Raw genomic sequence first — 2758 nt, 5'->3', positions numbered from 1 at the left:
CGGCGGCGGGCGCCGCGCGTCTGGCTCGGCGCCCTTCCGCTGCTCCTCTTCGCCGGACTCTGCTTCGGACTGCCGGTAGGCGCCCTGCTGTACGGAGCCGTCACCCGGGACGATCCGGCCACCGGCGCCACCGCACTGACCGGCGAGCACCTCCAGCGCTCGCTCCAGGGCCCGTATCTCACCTCCCTCATCGGCAGTGTCGAACTCTCCGCGCTGACCGCCGTGATCGGCACCGTGCTCGGGATGCTGATCGCCCAGGCGGTCGTCACCTCGCGCGGCACCGCGCTGCGCAACGGAGTGCTCACCGCCTCCGGAGTGCTCGCCAACTTCGGCGGTATCCCGCTCGCGTTCGCGTTCGTCGCCACGCTCGGTATCTCCGGTGTGGTCACCCAGCTCGGCCATCTCGACGGCCTCGGCTGGAATCTGTACTCCTTCACCGGACTGACCATCATCTATCTCTACTTCCTGGTGCCGCTGATGGTGCTGGTCAGCGTGCCCGCGCTGGACGGTCTGCGCCCGCAGTGGCGGGAGGCCGCGCAGAACGCCGGAGCCACCTCCTGGCAGTTCTGGCGCCATGTCGGACTTCCGGTCCTCGCGCCCTCGCTGCTCGGCGGATTCGTGCTGCTCTTCGGCAGTGCCTTCGCCGCGCACGCCACCGCCGCCGCGCTGGTCGGCGGCTCGGTCCCGCTGGTCACCCTGAAGATCGCGGACGCGCTCTCCGGCAACGTACTGGTCGGTCAGGAGAATGTGGCGCTCGCGCTGAGCCTCGACATGATCGTGATCGCCGGCCTGGTCATGGCGGTCTATCTGCCCCTCCAGCGACGGAGCACCCGATGGCTGCACTGACTCCCACCGCCACCCCGGCAGCGCCCGCGCCCGCCGCTCCTCGGAAGGCACGGGACGGCGGAGCCGCGCGCGCCCGGCGCCGTCCTCGTGTCTGGCGCGGTGCCGTGCTCTTCCTGGCCGGGCTCTACTTCCTCGTACCGCTCCTGTCCTCGTTCGTCTTCACGGTGCGCATTCCCGGGCAGGGCCTCACCTTCGACGCCTACACCGGGATCCTCTCCGCCGAGGGCTTCACCCAGAGCCTGCTGCTCTCGCTCGGGCTCGCCGCGGCCACCATCGTCCTCGCGCTGGTGCTCACCGTGCCCGCCCTGGTGGCCGTACGGCTCGGTGCGCCGAAGCTCGCGCCGCTCGTCGAGATCGTCTGCATGCTGCCGCTGGTGGTGCCGCCGATCGCGCTGGTCACCGGAGTCACCACGGTGCTGCGCTGGGGACCGGACCATCTCTCCCGTACACCGCTCTACCAAACGTTCCTCGCGGTGCAGAACGAGTCGTTCCCGGTGGTGCTGGTGCTCGCCTATACAGTGCTGGCCCTGCCGTTCGTCTACCGCTCGCTGGACGCCGGGCTGCGTGCCATCGACGTACCGACGCTGGTGGAGGCGGCGCGCAACTGCGGCGCGAGCAGACCGTATGTGATCCTGCGCGTCATCCTGCCCAATCTGCGCTCCTCGCTGGCCGGTGCCTCCTTCCTCACGCTGGCGCTGGTCCTCGGCGAGTTCACCATCGCCTCGCTGCTCGGCTTCCGGCCCTTCGCGGTGTGGATCGTCACCGTCTCGGGCGCGGAGGCCCGGATGTCGGTGGCCGTGTCCCTGCTCAGCCTGCTGATCACCTGGGCGCTGCTGCTGGTCCTCTCCCGGGCGGGAACGCGCGCCTCCTCGGCCGCCGCTCCGGCTCCCTCAACGGCCTCTTCCACGGCCATGGCTCCGGCATCCACCGCCGCCTCTTCCGTCTCCGGCAAGGAGTAGACCTTCATGTCATCCACCTCCACAGCGACCGCGGAGCGGCCTGAGCAGGCCACGGCCGCCGGCGCCCTGGTCGAATTCCGCGGTCTGCGCCGGGCCTTCGGCGCCACCGTCGCCCTCGACGGCCTGGATCTGACGGCCAGGCCGGGCGAACTGCTCGCCCTGCTCGGTCCGTCGGGCTGCGGCAAGACCACGGCGCTGCGGGTCCTCGCCGGCTTCGAGCAGCCGGACGCGGGCGAGGTGCTGGTGGACGGCGAGGACATCACCCGGGTGCCGGCCAACCGCCGCGACGCCGGCATGGTCTTCCAGTCGTACAGCCTCTTCCCGCACCTCAACGCCCGCGACAACGTGGCCTTCGGGCTGCGCGTACGGAAGGTGTCCGCCGCCGAGCGGCGCGCCCGCGCCGCCGAACTCCTCGATCTGGTCGGACTGCCCCAGCACGGCGACCGCTTCCCGCACCAGATGTCCGGCGGCCAGCAGCAGCGTGTCGCGCTGGCCCGCGCGCTGGCGCTGCGCCCGCGCGTCCTGCTGCTCGACGAGCCGCTCTCGGCGCTCGACGCGAAGGTACGGCTCACGCTGCGCGAGGAGATCCGCCGGCTCCAGCTCTCGCTGGGCATTACCACCATCTTCGTCACCCATGACCAGGAGGAGGCGCTCTCCATGGCCGACCGGGTCGCGGTGCTCAACGCGGGCAGACTGGAACAGTGCGCGCCGCCCGCCGAGCTGTACGAGCGGCCCGCCACGCCGTTCGTCGCGGAGTTCGTCGGCGCGATGAACCGGCTGCCCGGCCGGCTCACCGACGGCGGACTGGTCGAGGTCGCGGGCGCCGAGCTGCCCGTGGACGGCGAGATCCCGGCGGAGCGCGAGGTGGAGGTGCTGATACGGCCCGAGAACATCCTCGCCACCGCCGATCCGGCCGGTACGGCCACGGTTGTCTCCGCGTCCTTCTTCGGCTC

General features: G+C 71.4%; 3 protein-coding genes. All 3 read left to right on the top strand.

Annotated elements, in window-relative coordinates; all coding sequences use genetic code 11:
- A partial coding sequence (locus GA0115259_RS34400) for an ABC transporter permease (RefSeq protein ID WP_093604182.1) occupies positions 1-846 on the top strand: 846 nt, incomplete at its 5' end.
- Entirely contained in the window at positions 834-1805 is a 972-nt protein-coding gene (locus tag GA0115259_RS34395; protein WP_093604180.1) for an ABC transporter permease, read from the top strand. The genes GA0115259_RS34400 and GA0115259_RS34395, both read left to right, overlap by 13 nt.
- A gap of 6 nt (positions 1806-1811) precedes the next feature.
- Positions 1812-2758: ABC transporter ATP-binding protein (locus GA0115259_RS34390; protein WP_176732757.1), on the top strand; the 947-nt coding region annotated here is incomplete at its 3' end.

The organism is Streptomyces sp. MnatMP-M17 (assembly GCF_900091995.1).
Taxonomy (GTDB): Bacteria; Actinomycetota; Actinomycetes; order Streptomycetales; family Streptomycetaceae; genus Streptomyces.
The sequence above is the reverse complement of the archived record's forward strand: the minus strand, read 5'-3'. Positions and strand labels throughout refer to the sequence as shown.

Bases quoted from the DNA above. Each gene is read 5' to 3' on its own strand.
- GA0115259_RS34395 (WP_093604180.1), top strand. From the start codon at position 834: ATGGCTGCACTGACTCCCACCGCCACCCCGGCAGCGCCCGCGCCCGCC.